The 21648-nt window shown below is 65.9% G+C and carries 20 protein-coding genes; 10 read left to right on the top strand and 10 right to left on the bottom strand.

Annotated elements, in window-relative coordinates:
- Window positions 1–3: 3 nt before the first annotated feature.
- Both ABIC16_RS06285 and msrA read left to right on the top strand, forming a co-directional pair.
- The gene (locus ABIC16_RS06285; RefSeq protein ID WP_354290457.1) at window positions 4–633 is read left to right on the top strand and encodes a DedA family protein; all 630 of its coding nucleotides are present in this window, start codon (window positions 4–6) and stop codon (window positions 631–633) included.
- 83 nt (window positions 634–716) lie between these two features.
- Window positions 717–1376, top strand: a complete 660-nt coding sequence (gene msrA / locus ABIC16_RS06280) for a peptide-methionine (S)-S-oxide reductase MsrA (RefSeq protein ID WP_354290456.1) — start codon at window positions 717–719, stop codon at window positions 1374–1376.
- A 57-nt stretch (window positions 1377–1433) separates the two neighbouring features.
- On the opposite strand, the gene pdeM is transcribed toward msrA, so the two are convergent.
- Window positions 1434–2096, bottom strand: a complete 663-nt coding sequence (gene pdeM, locus ABIC16_RS06275) for a ligase-associated DNA damage response endonuclease PdeM (RefSeq protein ID WP_354292270.1) — start codon at window positions 2094–2096, stop codon at window positions 1434–1436.
- 113 nt (window positions 2097–2209) lie between these two features.
- Between pdeM and ABIC16_RS06270 the strand changes: the two genes are divergently transcribed.
- Window positions 2210–4156: a potassium transporter Kup gene (locus tag ABIC16_RS06270; RefSeq protein WP_354290455.1), complete on the top strand. Its 1947-nt coding sequence runs from the start codon at window positions 2210–2212 to the stop codon at window positions 4154–4156.
- 34 nt (window positions 4157–4190) lie between these two features.
- Here ABIC16_RS06270 and ABIC16_RS06265 read toward each other — a convergent pair whose 3' ends face one another.
- Both ABIC16_RS06265 and ABIC16_RS06260 read right to left on the bottom strand, forming a co-directional pair.
- The gene (locus ABIC16_RS06265) at window positions 4191–5303 is read right to left on the bottom strand and encodes a glycoside hydrolase family 68 protein (RefSeq protein WP_354290454.1); all 1113 of its coding nucleotides are present in this window, start codon (window positions 5301–5303) and stop codon (window positions 4191–4193) included.
- Between the two features lie 71 nt (window positions 5304–5374).
- The gene (locus ABIC16_RS06260; RefSeq protein WP_354290453.1) at window positions 5375–7852 is read right to left on the bottom strand and encodes a TonB-dependent receptor domain-containing protein; all 2478 of its coding nucleotides are present in this window, start codon (window positions 7850–7852) and stop codon (window positions 5375–5377) included.
- A 153-nt stretch (window positions 7853–8005) separates the two neighbouring features.
- On the opposite strand from ABIC16_RS06260, the gene ABIC16_RS06255 reads away from it, so the two are divergent.
- Window positions 8006–9331 (top strand): MFS transporter, encoded by a 1326-nt coding sequence (locus ABIC16_RS06255; protein ID WP_354290452.1) that lies wholly within the window; start codon window positions 8006–8008, stop codon window positions 9329–9331.
- Here the strand turns inward: ABIC16_RS06255 and ABIC16_RS06250 are convergent, their stop codons facing one another.
- From ABIC16_RS06250 to ABIC16_RS06240, 3 genes are all read right to left on the bottom strand, one after another.
- The gene (locus ABIC16_RS06250) at window positions 9332–10339 is read right to left on the bottom strand and encodes a substrate-binding domain-containing protein (protein WP_277969454.1); all 1008 of its coding nucleotides are present in this window, start codon (window positions 10337–10339) and stop codon (window positions 9332–9334) included.
- Window positions 10340–10485: 146 nt separating this feature from the next.
- Window positions 10486–11790, bottom strand: coding sequence for an OmpP1/FadL family transporter (locus ABIC16_RS06245; protein ID WP_354290451.1), 1305 nt, complete (start codon window positions 11788–11790; stop codon window positions 10486–10488).
- Window positions 11791–11827: 37 nt separating this feature from the next.
- Entirely contained in the window at window positions 11828–12238 is a 411-nt protein-coding gene (locus ABIC16_RS06240; RefSeq protein WP_354290450.1) for a DUF2147 domain-containing protein, read from the bottom strand.
- A gap of 386 nt (window positions 12239–12624) precedes the next feature.
- Between ABIC16_RS06240 and ABIC16_RS06235 the strand changes: the two genes are divergently transcribed.
- Window positions 12625–13047, top strand: a complete 423-nt coding sequence (locus ABIC16_RS06235) for a MerR family transcriptional regulator (RefSeq protein WP_277969457.1) — start codon at window positions 12625–12627, stop codon at window positions 13045–13047.
- Here ABIC16_RS06235 and ABIC16_RS06230 read toward each other — a convergent pair.
- Complete coding sequence (locus tag ABIC16_RS06230) at window positions 13037–13948, bottom strand: c-type cytochrome (protein ID WP_354290449.1); 912 nt, start codon at window positions 13946–13948, stop codon at window positions 13037–13039. The genes ABIC16_RS06235 and ABIC16_RS06230 overlap by 11 nt on opposite strands.
- 175 nt (window positions 13949–14123) lie before the next feature.
- On the opposite strand from ABIC16_RS06230, the gene ABIC16_RS06225 reads away from it, so the two are divergent.
- From ABIC16_RS06225 to dinB, 4 genes are read left to right on the top strand one after another with little or no spacing between them, the layout of a single operon-like run.
- Window positions 14124–15311, top strand: a complete 1188-nt coding sequence (locus ABIC16_RS06225; protein WP_354290448.1) for an 8-amino-7-oxononanoate synthase — start codon at window positions 14124–14126, stop codon at window positions 15309–15311.
- Complete coding sequence (gene bioD, locus ABIC16_RS06220; RefSeq protein WP_354290447.1) at window positions 15308–15937, top strand: dethiobiotin synthase; 630 nt, start codon at window positions 15308–15310, stop codon at window positions 15935–15937. Before ABIC16_RS06225 ends, bioD begins: the two co-directional genes overlap by 4 nt.
- Window positions 15934–17190, top strand: coding sequence for an adenosylmethionine--8-amino-7-oxononanoate transaminase (locus ABIC16_RS06215; RefSeq protein WP_354290446.1), 1257 nt, complete (start codon window positions 15934–15936; stop codon window positions 17188–17190). The genes bioD and ABIC16_RS06215 overlap by 4 nt, the downstream gene beginning before the upstream one ends.
- A gap of 47 nt (window positions 17191–17237) precedes the next feature.
- A complete protein-coding gene (gene dinB / locus ABIC16_RS06210; RefSeq protein WP_354290445.1) occupies window positions 17238–18326 on the top strand; it encodes a DNA polymerase IV in 1089 nt (362 codons plus the stop codon).
- A 7-nt stretch (window positions 18327–18333) separates the two neighbouring features.
- Here the strand turns inward: dinB and ABIC16_RS06205 are convergent, their stop codons facing one another.
- Entirely contained in the window at window positions 18334–18882 is a 549-nt protein-coding gene (locus tag ABIC16_RS06205) for a hypothetical protein (protein WP_354290444.1), read from the bottom strand.
- 286 nt (window positions 18883–19168) lie between these two features.
- Between ABIC16_RS06205 and ABIC16_RS06200 the strand changes: the two genes are divergently transcribed.
- Window positions 19169–19882, top strand: coding sequence for a PEPxxWA-CTERM sorting domain-containing protein (locus ABIC16_RS06200; protein WP_354290443.1), 714 nt, complete (start codon window positions 19169–19171; stop codon window positions 19880–19882).
- 42 nt (window positions 19883–19924) lie between these two features.
- Here ABIC16_RS06200 and ABIC16_RS06195 read toward each other — a convergent pair whose 3' ends face one another.
- Both ABIC16_RS06195 and ABIC16_RS06190 read right to left on the bottom strand, forming a co-directional pair.
- On the bottom strand, window positions 19925–20467 hold the full coding sequence (locus ABIC16_RS06195; RefSeq protein WP_354290442.1) for a retropepsin-like aspartic protease family protein: 543 nt from the start codon (window positions 20465–20467) through the stop codon (window positions 19925–19927).
- A gap of 59 nt (window positions 20468–20526) precedes the next feature.
- Window positions 20527–21435 (bottom strand): hypothetical protein, encoded by a 909-nt coding sequence (locus ABIC16_RS06190; protein WP_354290441.1) that lies wholly within the window; start codon window positions 21433–21435, stop codon window positions 20527–20529.
- Window positions 21436–21648: the final 213 nt, after the last annotated feature.

The following is a 21648-nucleotide window of genomic DNA, read 5'->3' as shown; positions in this document are numbered from 1 at the left end:
CCCATGTTCGAAAAGATCCTGGCCACGCTCGCCACCTTCACCATCTGGGTCATTTCCAGCGGGGGCTATGTCGGCATCGCCCTGCTGATGGCGATCGAGTCCGCCTGCATCCCGCTGCCGTCCGAGATCATCATGCCGTTCGCGGGGTATCTCGTCTCGGTCGGGCGGTTCAACCTGTATTGGGCGGCGACCGCGGGCGCGATCGGGTGCAACCTCGGGTCGATCGTCGCTTATGAAATCGGCAAGCGCGGTGGACGCCCGATGGCGGAACGCTGGGGCCGCTACGTGCTGATCGGGCCGGGCGAGCTCGACACCGCCGACCGTTTCTTCGCGCGGTTCGGCGGAATCGCAGTGCTGATCGGCCGGCTGCTCCCGGTGATCCGCTCGTTCATCGCCTTTCCGGCGGGCGTCGCGCGGATGCCGCTGATCCCGTTCCACCTCTACACCTTCCTCGGATCATGGCCGTGGTGCTTCGGGCTTGCCTGGGTCGGCATGAAGCTCGGCAACAAGTGGAACAGCGACCCGCGCGTCAAGGCGGCGTTCCACAGCGCCGATCTCGTCATCGGGATCGTGCTGATCGCCGCGATCGCTTTCTATATCTGGCACCGAGTCCGTGGCTTGAAGCGGCACTGAGGCATACCGACATCCTTTTGCAGCGGCGCGCGTAGCTTCTCCGGTCACGCCGGAACGCGCGCCGAGTCGAAAGGTCCGCCACGATGCTCAAGCCCGTCCTCTTCACCGCCGCCTGTGTCGGCGCGGTCGCCTTCGTCTTTGCCGGTGGCGCGGCGCAGGCCGAGCGCGCGGTTCCGATCCCTGCCGCCGTTGCCGACGTGACCGGTGCGACCGGCCCGCAGACTGCGGTGTTCGCGGGAGGCTGCTTCTGGGGGATGGAAGCGGTGTTCGAACATGTGAAGGGCGTCCGCCAGGTCACCGCGGGCTATGCGGGTGGCACGCGCGACACCGCGACCTACGACCAGGTCTCGACCGAGACGACGCGCCACGCCGAGGCGATCCGCGTGGTCTATGATCCGGCGAAGGTCAGCTATGCCACGCTGCTGCGCGTCTATTTCTCGATCGCGCACAATCCGACCGAGCTCAATCGGCAGGGGCCGGACAGCGGGATCAGCTATCGCTCGGCGATTTTTCCGCAGAACGCGGCACAGCGCGGGGTAGCAACAGCTTACATCGCGCAACTGGGCAAGGCACATGCGTTCCCCAAGCCGATCGTGACGAAGATCGAGACCGGTGCGTTCTATCCGGCAGAGGCGTATCACCAGAATTTCTACGACCGGAACCCGAACCACCCGTATATCGTGACGTTCGACAAGCCCAAGGTCGCGGCGTTCCGCGCGGGGTTCCCGCAACTGGCGAGCTGATCGAGGCGGCCGTCCCGACCACAGTCGGGGCGGCTCCTTCAGATCGGTGTCGAGTCCCTACGCCGCCAGTCGGAACCGCAACAGCCGATCCTGGATCGGAATGAGCGCCTCGGCCCCCTTCCCCACCGCGCGCACGATCTCGGGGTGCTGCGCATCCAGCCCGCCGGTCAGCGCGCCGAATGCGGGCAGGATCAGCTTGGTCGGCGTCGCGACGAAACACCGCCGCGAAACATTCTGCCCGCGCACGCGCAACCGCAGTTTGGGGTGGAAATGCCCGGAGAGTTCGGGCCGCGTCTCGGCAGGGTCCGCCTCGTGCCGCAGCACCAACCCATCGACGACCGCTTCGTCGACCACCGTGCCGCCGCAGCGATCGACCATCCCGCTGTCGTGATTGCCGGTGATCCACGTCCAGCGCGTTGCGCCGGTCAGCGTCCGCAACTGATCCTGCGCCATCGTCGGCAGCCGATCGCACCCGCCATCGTCGTGGAAACTGTCGCCCAGGCACCAGACCTCGCGCGCGCCGGTGGCGGCAAGATCGTCTGCGAGTCCGCTCAAGGTGACGAGCGAATCGTACGGCGGCAGCATCTGCCCGCGCTGCGCGAACCAGCTCGCCTTTTCGAAGTGCAGATCGGCGACCAGCAGCGCCGTGCGGTCCGGCCAGAACAAGGCGCCGCTACGGAGTGCTAGGAAATCGTGACCGGCGAACGAAAAGGGAACCATGTCCTTGCCCATGCCGCAAAGCCTTGCTTCATGCAACGTTCACGAAAGCGCTTGCGCTCCGTGTCCACAAGCGTAAAGCGCGCCGTCCTTTCCGGCAGGTCGCCTAACCCATTATGTCCGCTGCCACCGCCACTTCCACCGCTTCCCCGCCGCATGGCGCGACCCCGCATCCTGCGCTGTTTGCGCTGACGATCGGCGCGATCGGCGTCGTTTTCGGCGATATCGGGACGAGCCCGCTCTACGCGTTCCGCGAAGCGCTTGAGCTGACGGGCAAGGACGGCCTGGAGACCGGCGAGATCCTTGGCGTGCTGAGCCTCGCAATCTGGTCGCTGATCCTCGTCGTCACGGTCAAATACGTCGTCTTCCTGATGCGCATGGACAATCAGGGCGAAGGCGGCGTGCTCGCCCTCACCGCGCTGGCGCGGCGTGCGCTCGGCAAACGATCGCTGATCGCGCTCGTGCTCGGTTCAGCGGGGGCATCGCTGTTCTATGGCGATGCGATCATCACGCCCGCGCTGTCGGTGCTGTCCGCGGTCGAGGGACTAAAGACGATCCCGGGGCTCGAAACCGCCATCAACGAGCAAGTGATCCTGTCGATGACGATCGTCATCCTGATCGCGCTGTTCGCAATCCAGAGCCGTGGCACCGCCAGCGTTTCGAAGCTGTTCGGGCCGGTGTGCTTCGTGTGGTTCCTCGTTCTCGGCGGTCTGGGCCTCTGGCATATTGCGGACGAACCCTCGATCCTGCGGGTCGTCTCGCCGCACTATGGGGCGCTGTTCCTGCTCGACCACGGCGTCACCGGGCTGTTCGTGCTCGGTGCCGTGTTCCTGACCGTCACGGGTGCGGAAGCGCTCACCGCCGACATGGGGCATTTCGGTCGCCTGCCGATCCGCATCGGCTGGTTCGCACTCGTCTTCCCGTGCCTGATCTGTAATTACCTCGGCCAGGGGGCATTCGCGCTCAATGCGCTGGAAGCCGCCAAGGCCGCGGGCCAGCCGTTCCACAACCAGGACTGGTTCTTCCTGATGGCGCCCGCGTCGATTCGCCCGGGCCTGATCGTGCTCGCGATGGCGGCGACCGTGATCGCTAGCCAGGCGGTCATCACCGGCGCCTATTCGCTGACGCAACAGGCGATCCAGCTCGGGCTGCTACCCCGGCTCCGCATTCGCCAGACCTCCGCGACTCAAGCGGGACAGATCTATTTGCCTTCGATCAACTGGCTGCTGCTGTTCGGCGTGCTGGTGCTGGTCGTGCAGTTCCGCACCTCGTCCGCGATGGCGGCGGCGTATGGCATCGCGGTGACGGGCACCATGGTGGTGACCACGCTGCTCGCGTATATCGTCGTGCGGCATCGCTGGAACTGGGGCCGTCCGCTGGCGCTTGCGGTGATCCTGCCGTTCCTGACGCTCGACCTGATCTTCTTCGGCGCAAACATCCTGCGCGTGATCGAGGGGGGCTGGGTCCCGCTGGTCGTCGCGAGCGGTATCGGGCTGGTGATCTACACCTGGAACCGCGGACGCGGGATCGTTCGAGCGTTCGAGGCGCGGCAGAGCGTCCCGCTCGCCGATCTGGCGGCTGCGCTGGGGAAGCGTCCGCCCGAGCGGGTCGAGGGGACCGCAGTGTTTCTGACCGCCAACCCCGACAGCGCGCCCGGCGCGTTGCTCCACAATCTGAAGCACAACAAAGTCCTCCACGAGAAGAACCTGGTCGTCAGCATCCGCACCGCCGACCGCCCGTCGATCGCTCCCGAGGAACGCGCCGAAATCCGCCCGGTGGATGCGAACTTCACGATCGTCGTGCTGACCTATGGATTCATGGAATCGCCCGACGTGCCGCGTGACCTCGGGCTTGAGGCGACGTCGCACAAGAAGACGCTCAACCCTGCGAAAACGAGCTATTTCATCGGTCGCAACACGATCAAGCCAGCCGCCAACCAAGGCATGCCGCTGTGGCAGGACCGGATCTTCATGTTCCTTCAGCGGAACGCCAGCGACCCGACCGAATTCCTGCGGATTCCGCCGGGCAAGGTGCTGGAATTGGGCGAACAGGTTACGGTCTGAAGGGCGGCCCACCGCCGCCCTCGTCGCGATGCGATCAGGCGATCGTCGCGCGGTCTCCATCCAGCGCGAGCCGGAACGGAACCGCCGGCGTGCCACCGAAATGACGCCGCGCCTCGTCGATATCGACCGGGTTTCGCGCAAGTCCGGGACGGTCTACGAAGCTTAGAACCCGTAAATCGTCGAGGACCAGCCAGCTATACGCCTGGAGCGGGGCTTCGGGCGGATTGCCGCAAACCAGCCCGCTGCCGTTGAGCGGTACCCACGGCCCGGCGAAGCGATCCGCGACCATCCCGTACAGCCCGGTCGGACCCGAGGGACCGTCGCTCGCGAACACCTTCCGCTGTGTGACCCAGAAACAATAATAGTGCCCGTGGTGATGGACGATGTGCGGGCGTTCGAGTTCGTTGTTGAGGCCGTCGGCGGTGATCAGCGGGGGCTGGAGCCGCCACTCCCCCTGCTCGCGCCGCGCGACGCCGACCGCGCCGTTCCACGGGGATGTGGACTGCTGGAGCGACGCCGCGAACAGGAGATATTCCGCGCCGTCGGCCGGATCGCGAAACCACGCGGGATCGCGGAACGCCTTGATCGTCCCGATCCCGCCGCCGCCGGTCATGTCGCGCGTATAGGTCACGCCGTCCGCCACGACCGACTCGATCGGCGTCGTCCAGCCCGACAGCTGCGGCAGGCCATCCGCAATCGTGAGTGCGGCGCTGGTCTCGAACAGGCGCTGGTCGAAACTGGGTTCGGCCTCGCCGCGATGACCAGCGGCGGTGAAGTACAGCGTCACGCGGTCGTGCTCAGGCGAGACGATCGCCGACCCCGACCATTCGCGACTTCCTGGCGCGAGGCCGTCTGGCAACAGATCGCCGAGATCGCGCCAACCGTCCGCCGTCTCGTGCATCGCGCGGATCCGCGCGAGCGCATGGCGCGATTCAGGATCGGGCAGCACCGGCGCGGACAGCAGCATCTGCAAGGCGCCGCCAGCGATGTCGGCGACGCTCCCGTCACGTTCCTGTACGGGCCAGTAATCCCACAGGTCGAAACCCGGCAGGATCGGGGGAAGTTCGTTCGCCGCGATCGCGGGCACTTGCACAAACGGCTGGTGCGCGATCGAGGCGACCGCATCGCGGGACCAGATAGTCGTCATAAACTGCTACTCACTGGGGAGGAAAAGCGCAGTCGGCCCGGGCGCGCTGCAGCACGCCCGGGCCGTCCGGTTCAGAAGTCGAGCTTGACCGCGGCGGACACGGTGCGACCATTGATCGACCGTGCCCGAACGATCCCGTTGGTCGGGATCGACGCTTCCTCTGCTTCGGTAAAGCCCTTTGTGTCGAACAGGTTGTTCGCGTTGATCGACACTTGAACGCGCTGGACCGGACGCACGCTGAGGAAGGCGTTGACCTGGGTGAAGCCCGGCAGCTTCAACTGGTTGGTGTCCTGCGCATAGCTCGACGTCGTGCCGATTGCGCTCGCGCCGACGGTGAACAGCCCGGTCGTATATTGCGGGGTCACCTTGTAGACGAACTCGGCCTGCCGCCGCGGACGGTTGCCGATCACCGCGGGGGTGACGTTGTCGCTGATGATCTTCGCCTTGGTGAACGTGCCGTTGGCCGCGAGGCTGAACCCGCCGATGCGATAATTGCCCTCGAGCTCGACGCCGTACGCGCGGTACGTGCGGTCAAAGAACGCCCGACTGGTCGCCTCGAAATTCTGCTCGGCGGTCTTCGCCCAGAAGGCGGTGCCGTACAGGTTGAACCCGGCGTGGCTGTACTTCACCCCGCCTTCCGCCTGCCGGACGAAATCAACCGGCCGCGCGCCGGGCTGGAGCCGGCCCGAGACCGAACTGACGTTGTTCGGGTTGAACAGGAACCGGTCCGCGTTCGCACGACCCCCGCGGCTGTAGCGCGCGAAGATCGAGAGGTCGCTCGCCAGGCGATAGTTCGCGCCGAACGAATAGGACGCATAGTGGAAGTTGTAATTGACCGGCTGCGGGTTGTTGATCGGCAGGATCGTCGTCTGCGTCTCGGGGTAGGAAATCGTGCCGTTGCCGTCGACGTCGAAGCTTGTCACCGGGCCATCGCCGACCACGAAGCCGCGCGCGCTGCCGGTGTCGTAGCGAACGCTGGCGTCGACGTTGAAGCCGCCGCCAGTATAGCCGATCGACGCGAACGGCGCATTGGTGTCGTAATCGACATTGTAGCTGCGGCGGCAGCAATTGCCGAAATAGGACGCGCCGTAAGCAACCAGCCCATTGTCGGTCCGCGACAGCCCGGTTGCGGTCTGCACGTTGAGCAGCGCGGCGTTGTTGCCCTGCGCATCAAGCAGATAGGACGACCAGGTCCAGTCGATGTCGATCGTCTGGCGCGACTTGTAGAAACCCGCCGAGAAGTCGACCGTCCCCGCCCCCGCGGCGAACCGGCGGTTGACCCGCAGGTCGTTGGTGATGTTGTTCAGGCTGTTGAGCTTGGAGTTGAACAGCACGACCCCGATCGCGTTCGAGGTCGTCGGGTTGGCGTAAAGCTGCCCCGCATTGGGTCCGTTGGCATAGCTCAGGATCGCGCCCGGGCCACCGATCGCATTGGCTAGGTTCTGCGCGGTGTCGACGCTCGCCGGGAACGGCGAGATGAACCGACCGGAAATGTCCGAATAGCGGAACTTGTCGCTGACCTTCCATCCGTCGGCGACCTCGAATTCGGTTTCGAAGCCAACCGCCTTGACGACCGGATGCATCCCGTCGCGAATATCGTCGACCTCGCGGTTGTTGGCGCCGTCGAGCGTGACCGCACGCGTGAAATAGATGCTGTGGATCGTGTCGCTATTCGCGCTGAGACCCGGCAGCGAGGTGTATTTCGGGTCGCTGTTGCTCCCCGTCACACGAACCGGGCTCGGCAGATAGGCGATGGCGCGATCGTCCAAGTATTTAACGTTCAGCCGGAAAAAGCCGCGATCGAAGGTCTTGGTGATGTTGCCGCGGATCTGGCCACCCTTGTTGCCGTCATAGCCCGCGCGCCGTGGCCCTTCCCCGACGCGGTAGAAACCGCCGACGTTGAAGCGCAGCGTATCGCTCAGCTTGCCACCGTAATCGGCGTCGATGCGGTATTCGCCGTAATCGAGCCCGACCGTTCCCTGGATCGAGCCGCCCTCCTGCTCGCCGGTCTTGGAGATGAGGTTGATCACGCCGCCGGGCGAATTGGAAGCGAAGGTCGAGGCCGACCCGCCACGCACCGCTTCCACGCGCGCGACGTTGAAGTCCGCGCGCAGGAAGATGTCGGTGTTGGCGAAGGCGATGTCGCCATATTCGAGGATCGGCAGGCCGTCTTCCTGCAGCTGCAGGAACTTGGCGCCGCCCGACGCGACCGGCAGGCCACGCACCGCGATGTTGGCGTTGCCCTCGCCGCCCGACGATTCGGAGCGGATACCGGGCAGGCTGCGGAACAGTTCGGCGGCGGAGCGCGGTGCGGCCTGCGCGATCGCGTCGCTGCTGATCGAACTGACCGAGACCGAGCTGTCGAGCCGGTTCTGGCCGCGCGCGACCGCGGTGACGATGATGTCGTCGCCGCTCGCTGCTGCGGTATCGGTTGGCGTATCGATCTGGGGTTCGGCGGGCGGGCTGGCCGCTGGCGCTTGCTGGGCATAAGCCGGGGCGGCGACCATCAACGCGGTCGTCGCAAGGAAAAGGGTGCGCCCTTTCAACATGTCACTCTCCTGGAACGGAACGGCCGGTTATTCGGCTCGATCCGGACCTAATCCCGTCTCGCAAACGATTGCAAGCACAATTTGCAATCGTTTGCGCAAACAGCTACAGCGCGTTGCAGGACGGCAACAGTTCGTCGACGGGGAGAGTGAGACGTGACCAGCGTATCGGCCGGCAAAGTGCATCTGTCGTTCGCCCGTATCCTGCAGATGAACCTCGGTTTTCTCGGGCTGCAATTCAGCTTCGGGCTGCAGCAGAGCAACATGGGGCCGATCTACAGCTATCTCGGCGCGGACGAGGGCAGCATGCCACTCCTCTGGCTCGCGGGGCCGATGACCGGGCTGATCATCCAGCCGCTGATCGGCGCGATGAGCGACCGCACCCGTACCCGACTCGGGCGGCGCACCCCCTATTTTCTCGTCGGCGCGATTCTGTGCAGCCTGTGCCTGCTGGCGATGCCCTACAGCCGCACGCTGTGGATGGCGGCGAGCTTGCTGTGGGTGCTCGACGCCGCGAACAACGTCACGATGGAGCCGTATCGCGCTTATGTCAGCGACCGCCTCGACGAGACGCAACGCCCGCTCGGCTTCCTGACGCAAAGCGCCTTCACCGGACTGGCGCAGACGCTGTCTTACCTCGCGCCGTCGCTGCTGGTGTGGTGGGGCATCAACAAGGACACGCTCGACAGCAACGGGATCCCGGAAATCACGCGGATCAGCTTCCTGATCGGCGCGGTGCTGTCGATCACCACCATCCTGTGGTCGGTATGGCGCGTCCCCGAACTGCCGCTGACCCGCGAGGAAGACGCCGCGATCACCGCCGACCCGTTGTCGTTGCGCTCGACCCTGAGCGGGCTTGCCGCGGCGATCCGCGACATGCCGCCGACGATGCGCCAGCTTGCGGTGGCGATGCTGTTCCAGTGGTTCGGGATGTTCTGTTACTGGCAGTATGTCGTGCTCGCGCTGGCGCGCGGCGTGTTCAACACCAGCGACCCGACCAGCGTCGGCTTCCGCGACGCCGGACTGCTCAACGGACAGCTTGGCGCCTTCTACAATTTCATCGCCTGCGTCGCGGCCTTTGCGATGGTGCCGTTCGCGCGGCGCTTCGGCGCGCGACCGATCCACGCGGTCGCGATGGTGGCTTCGGGGTTGGCGATGATGACGATCGCGTCGACCGGGTCGATCCCGCTGCTGATAGTCGCGATGATCGGAATCGGGATCGGCTGGGGCAGCCTGATGGGTAATCCCTATCTGATGCTCGCCAACGCCATCCCGCCCGAGCGGACGGGAGTGTACATGGGCATTTTCAACATGTTCATCGTCATCCCGATGATGATCGAGATCCTGTTCGTGTGGCTCGCCTATCGCCCGTTGCTGGGCGGCGATCCACGGAACGTGCTGCTGCTGGGCGGCGGGATGATGCTGGCGGCGGCGGTGGCGACGTGGTTCGTCCGCACGCCGGATACGCGCGCCCGCCCCTGATCAGGCGGAGGCGCGCAGGATCAGTTCGGGCGGCATCGCCACCGACTGCACGTCCTCGCCGGCAATCCGGCGGAACAGCAGGTCGACCATCGTCACCGCGCCGCGCGCGACGTCCTGTCGCACCGTCGTCAGCGGCGGATTGGTGTGCATCGCGATCACCACATCGTCATAGCCGACGACGCCGACGTCCTGCGGCACCCGCTTCCCGCGCCCGGTCAGCGCCCGCAAGGCGCTCATCGCAATGACGTCGGACGCGGCGACGATGCCGTCCGGGGAAGCGTGGCTCGCCAGATACGCCTCGATCGCGCTGTACGACGCTTCGCTGGTCAAATGGACCGGCAGCAGCGCCGCCGGTTCGATTCCCGCCGCCGCCAGTGCCTGCTGGAACCCGGCGTAGCGCGCGGCGAATTCGGGCACGTCGGTATTCCCAAAGAACGCCAGCCGCCGCCGCCCCTGCGCGAGCAGATGGTCCGCGGCGAGCCGCCCGCCCGTGACATTGTCGGTGCCGACGGTGGTCTGCATCCGGCCGGGCATCGTCGCGCCCCACACGACCACCGGGCGATAGCGTTGCGCGACACGCTCGATCGCGTCGATCTGGTTCGACTGGCCGACCACGATGACGCCGTCGACGCGCCCGGCATCGACGATCGCATCGAGCCAGCGATCGTCGTTCGGAATGACGCGCGACAGCAGCAGGTCATGCCCGCGATCCGCGATCGCATCGGCGAGCGGCCCCAACAGGCTCATGAAGAACGGATCGGAGAGATGCTGCTCGGCCTCATGCCCGAGCGGCAGGACCACGCCGATCGCACCGGTCCGCCCGAGGCGGAAGTTGCGCGCGGCCTGATTGACCTGGAAGCCATGTTCACTCGCCAGCGCGACGATGCGTTCGCGCGTGGCCTTGGCGATCACGGTGTTACCGGAGAGCGACCGGGATACGGTGGCGACCGAAACGCCTGCAAGTTCGGCAAGTTCGGCAAGAGTAGAGACTGTTGACGTTACGCCCATAAGTCCGTTGTGCCGTGATCCGCGCGAAACGCCAACGGTTGTTGTTGTAAGCCTTGGGTGCGTTCCCGAACCGGGACGCGCAGTTGCCTCCACGATCCTTTCGCCGAACGGGCGATGGGGAAGCCTTTAGCCTCCCCACCGTCCGGTCAGAAGGTCACGCGCCCCCCGAGCGAGAGCACGACGGCATGCGCATTCCGCAACAGGCCGTTGGTGACGACGGGCGTCTGCGCCGGGGTTCCGGCATAGGCCGCGGTCACGCGGTCGATCGTCGTGTCGCTGAAGTCGACATAGCTTGCCGCCGCGTCGAGCGCGATGTGCGGGGTCAGCTGGTAGCTGCCGCCCGCTGCATAGGTCCAGCGGTTGGCATCGGGCACGCGCGCGTCGCGCAAGCCGTCCTGCGTCGGCGTGATCGTGCGCTGGAGACCGGCACGCACCGTCGCCTTGGGGCTGAGCGCATAATCGACGCCGCCCGCGAGGCTCCAGCTGTCGCGGTAATTTTCGGGCAGCGCGACGTTGAGCGGCGCGCCGAGCCGAATCGCGTCGAACTTGCTCCAGTTATACGCGACGACCTGCGCGTTGAGCGTCAGCGCGTTGGTCGCCTTGAGACGCCCCGCGACCATCACCTGCCCCGGGGTGCGGAACTTCGCCTGCACGTCCGACAGCGACGTGTTCGATGCGGCGAGCGGACCGACCAGATTGTAGATGTTGAGCTGGCCGGTCAGCGTATGCTCGATGCTCGACTTGTAGCTGATGCCGACGGTGGCGATGTCGTTGTGGAGCTGGACGCCCGCGGTCCAGCCGAAGTCCCAGCCGTGGCCCTTGAGTGTCTGCGTGCCGTCCGGAAGGGATGCAAGGACGTTGGGGAGCTGGTTGCTGAGGAAGGCGTCGGTATATTCGACGTTGAGCGCGCCGCCGACCCGCAGCCAGTCAGTGAGGACGATGCCGACCGAAGGCTGGATGTCGATCGTCCGCAGCCGCGTCTTGTCCGCGCTGTAGCGCGCCCAGCTGTTGGCGTCGTAATCGGTGGTGAAGCTGAACGGCGAGGTGACCGCGAGGCCGACCGCGATCCGGTCGTTGATCGGATAGGCGATCGCGCCGCTCGGCAGGACGCCATTGTTGATCGGGTCGCGCGACACGCCATTGCCACCGACCGGCGCAAACGCCTGCCCCGGGCGGCGGATCAGCGTACCATTGTCGATCACCTCGCCCTTGGGCAGGATCGCGGTCGCGCTGACAGCGGCTTCAGCATCGGTGATCCCGGCGATCGCGGCGGGGTTCCACCACAGCGATGCAGGTCCGGTATCGGCGGCCTCCCCCGAAAACGCACGGCCCGCACCGCGCGCGGACTGCGCCTCTAGGTAGAAGGCGTCGGCATGCGCGACGCCGGCGAAACCGATCGACGAGACAAGCGCGGTCGCGCCCAGCAACGGGGCTTTGAAACGAATTGGCATTGAGGTTTCCTGTACTGGTAAGCGGAGGAGGAAAGCGTCAGCGCACGCGCGTCCAGGTCTGTGTCTTGCACAGCGGGAAGAAGACGCAGCCGCGCAATTTCAACTGGTTGGCACCGACAGGCGTAATCTTGCCATTGTAGGTCTTGCCGTCGTCGGCGTTGTAGACCTGACCGTTGCTCCACACGCCATCGGTGTCGGGCTTGAAGCCGGTCAGGAACAGCATCCCTTCGATCGGGCGGCTGCGCAGGGCGGCGTTGGAATTTCTGCTGTCCTTCATGCCGGGATTCGCGCGGAGCGCATCCGACGTCACGATCCGCCCGCAGATCGACGCGCCGCAGCGCGCGATTTCGACGATGGCATTGTGGGTTTCGGTCTTCCAGCGACCGATCACGGTATCGGTGGCAACCGGTGCAACGGCAAGCAGTGCGCTGATGATCAGCAAAGACATCCTCTATCCTCTCCAACCTGCCCGTCGACCCGCTGGGGCACGGACGTTTCGGTATGGACGCCACATCTGTGCGGTCGTCCGTCGTCGTTCGGCCCCCGTCTTATGCGCGAGCCCGATGCCGTATACGGCATGTCCGACGTCGCCTATAAGGATGAGCGGCAGCGTCAAGCATTCTTGCATCGAGAAAGCGCGATGCGGCGTGAAACGTGACACTTGGGCAACGCCTTAGGTGACGTTCCGGACGGTTCCTCGATCCGACGGAAAGATGGCGTTTCCCTTATCGTCGCAAATCCGCGACACTCACACCCAAGACGCGCGGCACGCCGCCTTGCCCTTCCGGGGCGGGTGCGCGCCCTCATTCCTCGACGCGTCATTGGAGGAGCGGATTGGAAGACCGGCAAGAGCTGACGGGAATCAACGCGGTCGCGCGGATGCTCGACATCACGCCACGGACGTTGCGCTTCTACGAAGACCGCGGGCTCATCACGCCCGGACGAGTCGGTGCGATCCGCGTCTATACCAAGCGCGAGATCGCACGGATGCAGTTGATCCTGCGCGGCAAGCGTCTCGGCTTCACGCTGGCGGACATCACCGAGTTTCTCGACCTGTATGATGCCGACCCGCAGCATGTGGAACAGATGCGCGCGCTGGCGGAACGCTGTCGGGAACGGATCGACCGGCTTGATGCGCAACGCGACGCCATCGCGGAAACACTCGGCGAGCTGGAGAAGATCGAAGCGCAAGCGCTCGACCGGATCGCCAAGGCGTCGCGCGGTGTGCCCCCCGGTCTGCGGGCTGTTACCGGGTGACCGCGTGCGACGTCGGCTTGCCTCCAACGCCAGCGGCGCGGTTCGTGAAATAGGTCGCGATCGCCGCAACATCGGCGGGGGGTAGTTTGGCAAGGCCGCGTGCCACCGCCGCCATCGGCCCAGCGGGCGCGCGGTGACGCGGGCTGGTCCCACCCGACAGATACGTCACCAAATCCTCGTGCGACCACGCCGCCGCACCTCGAGCCGGGGGGAGCGCAGGTGCGGTCCAGCCGTCGCTCCGCCCGCCCGTATAAGCCAGCGCCGTCTTCTCCGCGCCAAGGATGTCGCGCGGGGTATGGCATCCACCGCAATGCGCCACCGCTTCGGACAGATAGGCACCGCGGTTCCATTCTGCGCTGCGTTCGGGGTCGGGAACGAAGCGACCGGGCCGGAAGGACACAACTTTCCACCCCGCCTGCAGCGCGCGGACGTTGAGCGGGAACGGGATCGTCGAACTTTCCTCCCGCGCAAAGACCGGGGTCCGCGTCATGAAATAGGCGTAAAGCGCGGCGACGTCGCCGTCCGCGAGCTTGCTGAAATGGCCATAGGGGAAAACCGGAAACAAATGCGCGCCGTCCCGCCGGACACCCTGGCGCATTGCGCGATCGAACGCCTGTTCGGACCAGTTGCCGATCCCGGTCTTCGGGTCCGGCGTGATGTTGGTGGCGTAGACCGTTCCCACAGCAGTTTTCATCGCATAACCGCCCGCGTAGGGCTGACCACCGCGGACGGTATGACAGCGCGCGCAATTCCCCGCACTGGCGAGGACCGCGCCTTTGGCAACCAGCGCCGGAGCGAAGCGGGTGGCATCCGGCCGGGGAATCCTGGCGATCGACGGGCGCCATGCGAACACCCCGAACCCCACCGTACCGAGCGCCGCGATTCCGATCACGAAAATCATGACACGTCTCAGCATATTAGCCACGGTCCCATCGATACGCCCTTCGTGGTGGCATGCGGTGCGCCTTGCATCTACCTGCGACGGAGGAACGTCCAGCGTTAGATGCTCCCCGCGTTCGAAGCGCAGCGGGAAGATCGTGGATAGTGCGGCAGAAGGGTTTCGACGGTTGACGACAATGGACTGGAATATCGAGCAAAACCGCGACGCTACCGAAAGCGGTTGGCGTGAGGGCGCGACACCGTCCGTGTGGGCGACGCACCAGCAGGACCTTGGCGCGATCGAACGGCAAGCCCGCCTTCGCCGGCTCCAGCCGCGCAGCGGAACCGATTTTTCGTCTAACGACTATCTCGCGCTGTCGGGATCCGCTCGGTTGCGCGACTCGGTCGCCGCCGCATTGGCGCGTGGCGTTCCAATCGGTTCGGGCGGATCGCGGCTGCTGCGCGGCAACGACCCCGAGCATGAAACGCTGGAGACCGAGGCGGCGGCGTTCTTCGGCAGCGAGACCGCATTGTTCTTCGCAAGCGGCTACGCTGCCAATACGGCACTGCTCGCGACTTTGCCGCAACGGGGCGATCTGGTCGTCCACGACGCTTTGGTCCACGCGAGCGCGCACGAAGGCATGCGGCTCGGCCGCGCCGAAACCCGCGCGGCGACACATAACGATGCGGAGGCGGTCGACACGGTGATCACGCAGTGGCGCGCGACCGGCGCGACGGGGCGACCATGGATTGCGGTCGAGAGCCTGTACAGCATGGACGGTGATCGTGCGCCGCTCGACGATCTGCTCGCGGTCGCGACGCGGCACGACGCGATGCTGCTGATCGACGAAGCGCATGCGACCGGCGTGTTCGGGCCGGACGGTCGCGGTCTGGCGGCGGCGCTGGAGGGTCGCGAGACCGTCATCACCTTGCGGACGTGCGGCAAGGCGCTCGGTAGCGAGGGCGCGTTGGTGTGCGGCCCGGCGGTGGCGCGCGATTTCCTCGTCAACCGCGCGCGCGGCTTCATCTTCTCGACCGCGCCCTCGCCGCTGATGGCAAGTGCGGTGCGCGAAGGCTTGCGGATCCTGGCCGACGAACCCGCGCGGCGGTCGCGGCTGGCGGCGTTGATCGCGCATGCCGAACGCGTGCTTGCCCCGTGCGGCGTGACGCCGACCGGATCGCAGATCCTGCCGCTGCTGATCGGCGACGACGCCGCGACGATGCGCGTGGCGGCGGCAGTCCAGGCGGCGGGGTTCGACATTCGCGGGATCCGCCCGCCGACCGTCCCGGCAGGCACCGCGCGGCTGCGGATTTCGCTGACGCTCAACGTGGACGAGGCCGCGATCGACCGCCTCGCCGAAACCTTGCGGGAGATCCTGCCATGACCACCCCCACCGTCATCGTCACCGGGACCGACACCGACGTCGGCAAGACCGTCTTCTCCGCCGCGCTCGCGGGGGCCATGCGCGCGCATTATTGGAAGCCGGTGCAGGCCGGGCTCGATCCCCGCAGCGACGCCGACAGCGTCGCCGCGCTCTCGGGATTGCCCGCCTCTTACATCCTGCCGGAAGCGTATCGTCTCGCCACCCCATGCTCGCCACACCGCGCGGCGGCGATCGACGGGGTGACGATCGAGCTCGACCGGCTCGCGCTCCCCGCCGTGACCGGGCCACTGGTCGTCGAGGGTGCGGGCGGGGTGCTGGTGCCGATCACCCCCGATCTGCTGTTCGCGGACCTGTTCGCGCACTGGGCCCGCCCCGTGGTGCTGGTCGCACGCACCGGGCTGGGGACGATCAACCACAGCCTGTTGTCGATCGAGGCGCTGCGCGCGCGAGGCGTGCCGATCCTCGGCGTTGCGTTCATCGGCGAATCCGAACCCGACAGCGAAGCGACGATCGCCCGGATCGGCAAGGTCCCCCGTCTGGGCCGCCTGCCCCGCCTCCAAACGCTCGACGCGGCGACGCTCGCCGCCGCGTTCGCCGAGCATTTCGACCTGGCGGCATTCCGATGATCGACTCGCCGATCTGGCACCCGTTCACGCAGCACGGGCTCGGCGAACCGATCCCGCGCGTCACCCATGCCGAAGGCGCGATCCTGCACACCGCGGATGGGCGACGGATCGTCGATGCGATCTCATCCTGGTGGGTGACGACGCACGGGCATTGCCACCCGCGCATCATGGCCGCGATCGCCGAGCAGGCGCAGCGGCTCGATCAGATCATCTTCGCCGGCTGGACGCACGAACCCGCCGAGACGCTCGCGCGCGGCCTGACGGCGTTGCTGCCGCCAGCGCTGACGCGCGTGTTCTTCTCGGACTCGGGCTCGACCAGCGTCGAGGTCGCGTTGAAAATGGCGCTGGGCTATTGGGCCAATCGCGGCACGCCGCGCGACCGGATCCTCGTGCTCGAACACAGCTACCACGGCGACACGATCGGCGCGATGTCTGTGGGGGCACGCGGGGTGTTCAACCAGGCGTATGGCGCATTGCTGTTCGACGTGGGGACGATCCCTTTCCCGGCCGCGGGGCACGAACAGGCCACATTGGATGCGCTAGAGGCAGCCTGTCGGCAGCAGCCCGCCGCGTTCATCGTCGAGCCGCTGGTGCTCGGCGCGGGCGGGATGCTGTTCTATCCGGCTTGGGTGCTCGCCGAAATGCGCGCGATCTGCGCGCGGCACGACGTGCTGTTCATCGCGGACGAAGTGATGACCGGATGGGGCCGCACGGGCACGCTGCTGGCATGCGAACAAGCGGGCGTGGTGCCGGACATCCTGTGCCTGTCGAAGGGCCTGACCGGCGGCGCGGTCCCGCTCGCGGTGACGCTGGCGACCGACGCGATCTACGACGCGCATTTCTCGACCGACCGGTCGAAGATGTTCTTCCATTCGTCGAGCTACACCGCCAACCCGATCGCCTGCGCGGCGGCGAACGCCAACCTCGCGATATGGCGGGAAGAGCCTGTCCGCGCGCGCATCGCCGATCTCGCGGCGCGACAGGCACGCCACCTCGCCGCGCTCTCCGGTCACCGCAACATTCGCGGCGCGCGGACGCTGGGGACGATCACCGCGGTCGATCTGGTCGATCCGGCGGGCGGCGGATATCTGTCCAGCCTCGGTCCCGCGCTGCTCAAGCGGTTCCGCGACGCGGACCTGCTGCTGCGCCCGTTGGGGAACACAGTCTATGTCATGCCGCCCTATAGCATCACGGATGCGGACCTCGACCGGGTCCATGCGGCGATCGGCACTGCGGCGGACGCGCTCGGGTGATGCGCTAAAGCGTTCCCCTTCCGTTCGTTTTGTCCTAATAGGCGCGGATGGAGCCGCCGCCGCCCCGCAAGATCATCCATGTCGACATGGACGCGTTCTTCGCCTCGGTCGAACAACGCGACGACCCATCGCTGCGCGGAAAACCGATCGCGGTCGGCCATGCCGCTGCGCGCGGCGTCGTGGCGGCGGCGAGTTACGAGGCGCGGGTGTTCGGCGTGCGGTCGGCGCTCCCATCGGTAACCGCGCTGCGGCGCTGCCCCGATCTGGTGTTCGTGCCGCCACGGTTCGACGTCTACAAACAGGTCTCGCGGCAAATCCAAGCGATTTTCCGGGAGTATACGCCGCTCGTCCAGCCGTTGTCGCTCGACGAGGCGTATCTCGACGTCACCGCCAACGTGCAGGGCCTGCCGACCGCCTGGGCGACCGCAAAGGCGATCCGCGCGCGAATCCTCGAGGAGACCGGGCTGACGGCATCGGCGGGAATCTCGTACAACAAGTTCCTGGCGAAGCTCGCGTCCGACCAGCGCAAGCCCAACGGCCAGTTCGCGGTCACGCCCGACATGGGCGCGGCGTGGGTCGAGACGTTACCGGTCGCACGCTTCCACGGGGTCGGCCCCGTCACCGCGAAGAAGATGCAGGCGCTGGGAATCACCACCGGGGCCGATTTGCGCGCGAAGCCGATCGCCTTCCTGCGCGCGCATTTCGGCAATGCTGCCGACTGGTACCACGCGATCGCACGCGGCGAGGATCATCGCCCGGTCGATCCGGACCGGATCCGCAAATCGTCGGGCTCGGAAACGACGTTCAACCGCGACCTGCTCGACCCGATCGAGATCGAAGCCGGAGTGCGGCAGATGGCGGACGACGTGTGGGGCTGGTGCGACAAGGCGCAGGCGTTCGGCCGGACGGTGACGGTGAAGGTCAAATACACCGATTTCCAGCAGATCACGCGCAGCCGCACTTATCCCGGCCCGATCGATACCGCCGAGAAACTGCACACGGCCAGCACCGACCTGATCCGGTCGGTGCTGCCGCCGGTCAAGGGCATCCGGCTGGTCGGCGTGACCGTGTCGACTTTCGATTCGCTTGCCGACGGCCCCGTCGCGCTGCCGTTGTTCGGCGACGACGCGACTTGAGCGCGGCTTAGAATAGCCAGTTGCTCCATTGCCCGACCGCGACCCAATCCCGATCGCGGCGCTTGAACGCGTAGGTCGTTCCCCAATGCTCGATATTGATTGTCACAAAGCCCAGATCGTCCATCCACACCGGATCCGAAACGACGTATTTCAGATAGCATTTGCGCGATAGCCGGACGAACGGCCACCAGCGCGCATCGACGCGCGGGTTGTCGAAGCCACCGGGAAAATCGACCGTCCTGGTATGCCCCCTGCGTGACTGCACCATGGCGGCATTGTTGAGCTGCTGCTGCTCGAGGAAACCAAGCGCGGGGGTGGTGTTGGTGGGGTCGGGGATGTGCGAGGGCTTATCGACGATCGTGTCCTGATAGATCTGCCGCGTCGTCAGCGCCTCACTCGACCGCAGCGGCACGACGTGATGCCACGCCAGCGGGCGGCGCGACGGCGCCGGGGCGACCGCCATGGTCGCGAAGATCGCCAGCGGCTTTCCGTTCGTGCGATTGTCGACGCAAATCACGTTGCCATCGTTGGTCAGGATCTTGAGGGTTGCTCGCACGAGCTTTTGCGAATCATCATACGGTGGTTTCGGCGCGCCCCCGCATCCCCCCAAACTCAATACGGTAGCGGCAGCGACGCTGAGGAGGATCGGGCCGCGAACGGTCCCATGCGGTCGAATCACGAGCAAGCCACCGAAAGGTTCATTTCCCACCCCGTTTTGTCTGTCTACCCAACGGCATGCTTGGGCACCGAGCGTGCCTTACCCTAAATGAAACCCGTCCCACAGCGGGAATCACCATGATGAAACAGGTCGCAATTTTGCTAGACGATGCTATAGATCCGTGATGGCTGAGCAAGTATCCGAATTGAACCGCGGCGAAAACACGGCCCGCACCGTTACGGTCGGCGCGCTGAGCGTAGTATTCCTGATTGCTGCCGCAGCACCGCAGAATACACGTGCAGTCTTCATTACCGATGGCGGCCTGCCCAAGGCCTTCACCGCGACCGTTGATTCGGATGGTCCCGCACGCCGTGCCAGTTATCTGTCGGGTCTGGCTGGACCGCGCGGTCCCGCGGCCACGCGTAGCGGCAATCCGCCGGCCGATCGCGGCACGCGCCGCGCCGAATATCCAGGTGTAGCGTTCGCGCGCGGCTTGCCCCCCGTATCGTCCGCTGGAGACACGGTCGCCGACCCGAACGCCATCCCGTTTGTACAGGATGTCGTTGCGGATGTCGCAACCGGAAGCCCCGCGCCCGAAGGAGCAGGACAACCGTTCTCCCCCGTGATTGCGCAGGCCGTCACCGGCGCGCCCGGATTCGTTGCAAGCCCTGGCGGCGGCACACCCGGAACCGGCGGCACCGGCGGTACACCAGGAACGGGCGGTACGCCCGGCACGGGCGGAACGGGCAATCCAAACACGGGAACGAACAATCCCACCCCCGTATCCGCAGTTCCAGAGCCGTCGACGTGGCTGTATCTGCTCGGCGGGTTCCTGATGATCGGCGGCGCTCTGCGGCGTCGGCGTAGTGGCACCTTGTCCGTCGCAGGATCGCGCTAAAGCCGGAACCGGCCCGCGCCGCGCGATCGCCGGTTCGGAACTTCAGTTCAGTTCTAGCGCGTTGCCGGATATGGTGACCGGCCCCAGCTGCGACAGCAGGTCCTGACCGAGCAGCGAGACCTTCAACCCGCGCCGCACGACCGCTGCATCGACATCCGTAATGCGATGTCCGGCAATCGCGACGTGATCGAGTGTGATACGATCGATCGCCGAAGGCCCAGCGGCGGTTTCCATCATCGTATGTCGCGCCGGTCCGCCAAACGCCGCGCCGACGCGGGTCGCGTCTGCCGGCGTCAGGACGACCATGGTCGCGCCGGTATCCAGCAGGAAGCGTACCGCAACTCCGTTGACCCGCGCGGTGACGTAGAACAATCCATCGCGCGATCGGCGGAAGCGCCGTTGCAGTGGCGGGGCCGCATCATCGTCTTGCGCACTCGCGACGGGGACCGCGGCACGCGCGACATCGCTCAGCGGGACCACCGCCCGCGCCTGCACGACGGGCGCGTGCGCGGTCAACGACAGGCCAGCAAACGCCAGCAAGCCGAAGACGCCGGGGAGCGCAAGGATGGGCTTGAGCAAGAACACACGGTCTCAATGCCCGAATGAGCCTAAACAGCGGGTGCGCGGACGTGGTTAGTGTTTCGTTAAGCTTCCGCGACCTCCACCGTCGCGGTCCGTTCCCGTCGGATCAGGCGGCGGCGCCGGAACCACTGGGCAAGCGCGGCAATACCGATCAGCAGCCCCGCCACGCCGAATTCAGCAATCCACACGATATACGGCCAGCGCATCGTCGCCGCCGAGCGGAACAGCACATAGTGCGTCGGGACGACGTGATAGCCCGCATAGCGGTACAGCCGGTACAACTCCCCCGGCAGACCATCGGCGACCAGGATCCCCTGACGCGCGCTCACTGCCGCGGCCTGTGCGGATCCGTCGGTCGGCGACAATTCGATGAAATACCGGATGTCCGACGGATCGGCGCCCGGATCGGTCATCGGCGCGAAACGGACATTACGACGTGCCAGCCACAGATCCTCGTCGAACGCCGATGTCCGGGTGTAGACGATCGTGCCGTGCAGCTCGGTCAGGCCCTGCGTGGGAACCATCGGGATCGTGGTACTCGCGGTAATCCGCTGCATCGGCCCTTGCGCGCTGGGGAGCATCACCATCATGATGAGCGCGATCACCGCTGCGATAAGGCACCCGGCGGCCGTGAGCAGCAGGATGTTCAGAAAGATCGTCGAATCATGGATCGCCCGCGCGAGGTGGTTCTGCGCGGCAACGGCTTCGGCGTTCAGGTTTGTCGCGCGAACCGCCTTCCGCCGCCGACGAGTGAACAGGAACGGCAACGGGGCCAGGAGCAGGATGAAGATCAGGAACGTCAGCAGCGGATGATACACGCCGAATTCGTTGAACTGCCATTCGGCGAGCAACGCAACCACGCCGCGATACGTCCCCGACTGCCAGGTAAAGAACCCAACCACGAGGACGATCCACAGCGCCAGCAGCACGTACGACGGATTTTCCCGCACCGATTTCAGCCGTACGCGCATCCTAGATCCTTCTCATATCGCGAACGCTTCACGATCAGTCCATAATGCGGCGTACGACTGTGTCAAAACGGGATTGTCGCAATATGCGGCATCCGTCGAGAGACGATCACGTCCCCGGAAAGGACAGACGGAGAGTGTCACGGTTCGAAGGGTTTCCGACAAAAGGCGCGTAATCTTCCCGCCCTCCTAAATCATGGCATTGCTCATTCTAGA

Source organism: Sphingomonas sp. PvP055 (genome assembly GCF_040546365.1).
Classification (GTDB): Bacteria; Pseudomonadota; Alphaproteobacteria; order Sphingomonadales; family Sphingomonadaceae; genus Sphingomonas; species Sphingomonas echinoides_A.
Note: the sequence above shows the minus strand (reverse complement) of the source record. Positions and strands in the feature narration are given on the sequence as shown.

What these genes read in the sequence shown, in the direction of transcription:
- bioD (WP_354290447.1), top strand. Translation starts at nt 15,308, where the DNA reads ATGACCACCCCCACCGTCATCGTCACCGGGACCGACACCGACGTCGGC.
- ABIC16_RS06200 (WP_354290443.1), top strand. Translation starts at nt 19,169, where the DNA reads ATGGCTGAGCAAGTATCCGAATTGAACCGCGGCGAAAACACGGCCCGC.
- ABIC16_RS06215 (WP_354290446.1), top strand. Translation starts at nt 15,934, where the DNA reads ATGATCGACTCGCCGATCTGGCACCCGTTCACGCAGCACGGGCTCGGC.
- dinB (WP_354290445.1), top strand. Translation starts at nt 17,238, where the DNA reads ATGGAGCCGCCGCCGCCCCGCAAGATCATCCATGTCGACATGGACGCG.
- ABIC16_RS06285 (WP_354290457.1), top strand. Translation starts at nt 4, where the DNA reads ATGTTCGAAAAGATCCTGGCCACGCTCGCCACCTTCACCATCTGGGTC.
- ABIC16_RS06250 (WP_277969454.1), bottom strand. Translation starts at nt 10,339, where the DNA reads ATGGGCGTAACGTCAACAGTCTCTACTCTTGCCGAACTTGCCGAACTT.
- ABIC16_RS06190 (WP_354290441.1), bottom strand. Translation starts at nt 21,435, where the DNA reads ATGCGCGTACGGCTGAAATCGGTGCGGGAAAATCCGTCGTACGTGCTG.
- ABIC16_RS06230 (WP_354290449.1), bottom strand. Translation starts at nt 13,948, where the DNA reads ATGATTTTCGTGATCGGAATCGCGGCGCTCGGTACGGTGGGGTTCGGG.
- ABIC16_RS06245 (WP_354290451.1), bottom strand. Translation starts at nt 11,790, where the DNA reads ATGCCAATTCGTTTCAAAGCCCCGTTGCTGGGCGCGACCGCGCTTGTC.
- pdeM (WP_354292270.1), bottom strand. Translation starts at nt 2,096, where the DNA reads ATGGTTCCCTTTTCGTTCGCCGGTCACGATTTCCTAGCACTCCGTAGC.
- ABIC16_RS06270 (WP_354290455.1), top strand. Translation starts at nt 2,210, where the DNA reads ATGTCCGCTGCCACCGCCACTTCCACCGCTTCCCCGCCGCATGGCGCG.
- ABIC16_RS06265 (WP_354290454.1), bottom strand. Translation starts at nt 5,303, where the DNA reads ATGACGACTATCTGGTCCCGCGATGCGGTCGCCTCGATCGCGCACCAG.
- ABIC16_RS06260 (WP_354290453.1), bottom strand. Translation starts at nt 7,852, where the DNA reads ATGTTGAAAGGGCGCACCCTTTTCCTTGCGACGACCGCGTTGATGGTC.
- ABIC16_RS06240 (WP_354290450.1), bottom strand. Translation starts at nt 12,238, where the DNA reads ATGTCTTTGCTGATCATCAGCGCACTGCTTGCCGTTGCACCGGTTGCC.
- ABIC16_RS06225 (WP_354290448.1), top strand. Translation starts at nt 14,124, where the DNA reads ATGGACTGGAATATCGAGCAAAACCGCGACGCTACCGAAAGCGGTTGG.
- msrA (WP_354290456.1), top strand. Translation starts at nt 717, where the DNA reads ATGCTCAAGCCCGTCCTCTTCACCGCCGCCTGTGTCGGCGCGGTCGCC.